2 protein-coding genes and 1 pseudogene are annotated in these 2,536 nt (G+C 40.0%); 1 reads left to right on the top strand and 2 read right to left on the bottom strand.

Annotated elements, in window-relative coordinates:
• The coding region (locus tag DFR47_RS21435) for a DJ-1/PfpI family protein (protein ID WP_147245713.1) at nt 1-240 on the bottom strand (240 nt) is incomplete at its 3' end.
• 135 nt (nt 241-375) lie between these two features.
• Nucleotides 376-1,470 (bottom strand): ATP synthase subunit B family protein, encoded by a 1,095-nt coding sequence (locus DFR47_RS21430; RefSeq protein WP_113946540.1) that lies wholly within the window; start codon nt 1,468-1,470, stop codon nt 376-378.
• A gap of 449 nt (nt 1,471-1,919) precedes the next feature.
• Here DFR47_RS21430 and DFR47_RS21425 point away from each other — a divergent pair.
• Nucleotides 1,920-2,536: pseudogene (locus DFR47_RS21425) on the top strand (N-acetylglutaminylglutamine amidotransferase); the annotation flags it as partial.

Raw genomic sequence — 2,536 nt, 5'->3', positions numbered from 1 at the left:
GCCAGGAAGGATGAGACAATCAAAATCCTGCACATTTATCTCTTTTATTAAATAGTCTACGGTGATTTGGTCTCCCCAATCGCCATTATCCCAGCCTTGAATAGGTTCATTAGAAAGCGATGCAATTTTTACATCCGCACCGAGTTTTTTGAACTCTTCGTAAGGAACACGGAGTTCAGAACGTTCGTACCCATGCGTGGCAACAATGAGAATTTTATAATCGTTATGGCTTTTGGACATTGATTTTCTCCAAGGGTTGAAATGCATAAAACCAACTTTCAGATCCTCTCAAAGTTCCCAAAAAACAAAAAATAGCGCATGAATGCTATAAAGCTTCATGCGCTATTGTCTTAATTATTAAGAACAGCAGTAATCCTATTTACGGTAGGCAAGCCCACCCCAAATACGCCCTTCATCACGATGGCGACCGCCGTGGATTGCCCCAATATACGCTGCAGCTGCAGCCACTAACGCTGCAGCTGCAAGAAGGAAAGCGGTCAGAATGGAAGCCACACGGGCTTTTTCAGCAACTTCAACCGCTTTTTCTTTCGCATCTGCTACCGTTTTTTCAGCACTTGCTTTCAACTCGTCAAATTGCTTTTGTGCTTCTTCAACTTTTTTCTCAGCCTCAGCACGTAGCTTTTGTATGCGCTCGATAGACTGATATACACGTGTTTGCGCTTCTGTCTGATTTAAGTTGGTTTGTACTGAAACTTCTGAGACTATCCAGCTTCTATCTGAATCTGAGATTTCCCCTGTTCGTAAAAGGTTACCAAGAATCCCAGTGACTTGTCGTGTTACTATATCAACATTACCATTCTGGGAGCCCGCCGCCTCTTGGGTTACTGCACTTTTTCGGAACAGACTATCAGTTATATAATCAAAGGGATTATTTTTGAGGCTCTGAGGTAGCATTTCATTCAGTGAAGGGGCTAGTGCTTGTCCGGCTCCTTGAACTGCGCCTGCTATTGCATTCCCAGTACCAGATATCATGCCTCCACCAAGCTGCCCAATACCTTGAGCTGTTCCACCGACTGCAGAACCTGTTGCTTCAAGTGTTGATTGAGCGACATTGCTAACAGCTTTTACCCCACCAGTGAGTGCACTTGCAGCGAAAAAACCAGAGATTAGTATGCCGATACCCCATACAGCCAAACCATTGAGTCCATCACGAATAGTCGTTTCATCGCGTGTTGCATTTCCAACTGGACGACTCATTCTTCCGGTGATGTAACCACCTAGCATATACGATGCGACCATAGAAATGACTGCAAAAAGCGCTGTTATTATTAACCACGTAGTACTGATATCACCACCATCGTCTGCCGTTATTGAGCCAAGACCCAATCCGGCTGCAAATGTGGTAAAAACCACTACAACACCAGCAGAAATTACGGAGCCAGCAAAGATTGCAGCCCAATCTACGTAGCTCCCGTCTGATTCAACTTTAATATTATTTTGCTCTACCATTATCTTAATCCCAAAAAAGAAAGAATAAACAAAACAATAACAACAAGACCAACAAGATAAATAATGGAATTCATAGACTTATCCCTCTTATATGAATTTGCGCAGTGGTTTTATTAAAAACATAATTTCTTTTAGAACTCTTAGCACGTTCATTCATTATAACGTCACTCAGTGAGATAAGTTGCATGTCTAATAATAACAAAATAACTTTCTTTAGAATTAAAATTTTATAGTAAAAAATTATTAGTATTATTATGTAAGTATAATTATAATCACATCCTATTATTTATAATATATTTTGAATTAACATAATAGTTTTTATTAGAATTTAAATATAGTTTAAATATAATTGATGTTATATGAATTTTTAGAAATATTTTGGAACTTACATTCTATGATTGCGTTGAATGTTCAAGCGATTTTAATGAATATTCTAAGGAACTAAAAACATGTGTGGCATATGTGGTGAAATAAATTTCAGGAATGAGCCAAGCGTTGTAAATGTAGAAAAAATGATGCGTAGTTTACAATCGCGCGGACCTGATGCTTCGGGTCTATTAAAGCAAGGTAACGTAGCTTTTGGTCATCGGCGTCTTAGTATCATTGACAAGTCAAACTCATCGCAGCAGCCAATGTTTGACCCGCAATTAGGGCTAGCGATTGTATTTAATGGATGTATTTATAATTACGTCGAGCTAAGAACAGAATTGAAATCAAAGGGCTATCATTTTTTTTCTACGGGCGACACGGAAGTCATTCTCAAGGCATATCATGCATGGGGTATGGACTGTTTAAACAAGCTTCTCGGGATGTTTGCTTTTGCAATTTGGGAACAAGATAGTGGTCGTACGATAGTGGTGCGCGACCGCCTTGGCATTAAACCTCTATATTATAATGAGAATACCGAGTATTTCCGCTTTGCTTCAACGCTTCCCGCATTATTGGAATGTGGCGATGTCGACACGTCCATAGATAGCGTTGCTCTACATTACTATATGAGCTTTCATGCGGCGGTGCCTGCGCCTTTCACTATATTAAAAGGCATTCGCAAGTTACCTCCTGCGAC

Origin of the sequence: Pseudochrobactrum asaccharolyticum, from assembly GCF_003314995.1 — a bacterium.
Classification (GTDB): Bacteria; Pseudomonadota; Alphaproteobacteria; order Rhizobiales; family Rhizobiaceae; genus Pseudochrobactrum; species Pseudochrobactrum asaccharolyticum.
The sequence above is the reverse complement of the archived record's forward strand: the minus strand, read 5'-3'. Positions and strand labels throughout refer to the sequence as shown.

Bases quoted from the DNA above. Each gene is read 5' to 3' on its own strand.
- DFR47_RS21430 (WP_113946540.1), bottom strand. From the start codon at position 1,470: ATGGTAGAGCAAAATAATATTAAAGTTGAATCAGACGGGAGCTACGTA.